This window comes from Sphingobacterium composti (assembly GCF_009829075.1).
In the GTDB taxonomy this organism is placed as follows: Bacteria; Bacteroidota; Bacteroidia; order Sphingobacteriales; family Sphingobacteriaceae; genus Sphingobacterium; species Sphingobacterium composti.
In genome coordinates, this window is sequence record NZ_WUQZ01000054.1 from 1 (window position 1) to 1,203 (window position 1,203).

1 protein-coding gene is annotated in these 1,203 nt (G+C 41.8%); it reads left to right on the forward strand.

Annotation, left to right across the window (positions count from 1 at the left end; translation table 11 throughout):
* Positions 1-324 precede the first annotated feature (324 nt).
* On the forward strand, positions 325-1,203 hold an 879-nt coding region (gene ltrA, locus GOQ17_RS16010; protein WP_201288655.1), incomplete at its 3' end, for a group II intron reverse transcriptase/maturase.

Below are 1,203 nucleotides of genomic sequence, written 5' to 3' on the forward strand. Positions count from 1 at the left end.
ACTATCCGAAACATCCCGCTGTATATTCGACAGGTATATGGAGAGAAAGTTCACGTTCTTACCCGGGGAGATCTGTCTCACTGTTGCCGGCTGGAGGAGCGACTCCTTAAGGAACAAGGTTTTGTAGCGATACATGACTGGTTTGACAGAAGTCAGCAGAGGTCGTATTACTTTTTTTTAGAAAGGAAGGGCTGAACATTAAACGTCCGTTTAATTTATGGGAACTGGGATTATCGTAAAGAAAGCAGAAAACTCCGAATGGAGAGCTGTCCTGCAAGGGATATGCTGGAAGCAGAAAAGTAGCAGGGAGCGCTGAACGATATCTTGAAAGAAATAGAAAACACGGAAACAGGGAAAAAAATGCAAAACAACATGTTACTCGAAGAAATTATGAGTAGTAGCAATCTTCATCAGGCGTACGATCAGGTTGTAGGCAACAAAGGCGCGCCCGGTACTGATAAAGTCGGTCACGTTGAATTTAAAGAACAGATCGCATGTGAATGGCGTCATATTAAACTACAACTAGAGCAGGGAGAATATCGTCCATCGTCCATTAAACGTGTTAAAATCCCTAAACCCAATGGCGGAGAACGTTTATTGGGTATTCCTACCTATATGGATAGGCTTATCCAACAATCTATCTCTCAGGTTTTGGTGAAAATGTATGATCCTGACTTTTCGGAACATAGCTATGGTTTTCGTTCAGAGAAGAATGCACACCAGGCATTAGTAAAAGCCAAAGAATACATTAACTTGGGATATAGTCATGTTGTGGATCTAGACCTTGCGCAATTCTTTGACCGAGTTAACCACGACTACCTAATGAATGAATTAAGCAAGAAGATCATTGACAAGCGAGTTCTGAAACTAATTCACCGCATCCTTCGTGCCGATATTTGTGATGAAGGGAAATTGACTTCTTGCAAACAGGGGGTTCCACAAGGCGGTCCATTAAGCCTGCTACTTTCCAATATTATACTGGAAAGCCGTGGTCACCGTTTTGTTCGCTATGCAGACGACTGTAGTATTTATGTTAAAAGTAAACGTGCTGGGGATCGTGTAATGGAAAGCATCATTAAGTACATTGAAAAGGAACTAAAACTGAAAGTAAATTTAGAAAAGAGTGTTGTTACTCGTCCTTGGCGCACGCGGTTACTTGGGTTTACGTTTTACCATAAGAAGGGCAGCAAAGGCATTAGTGTA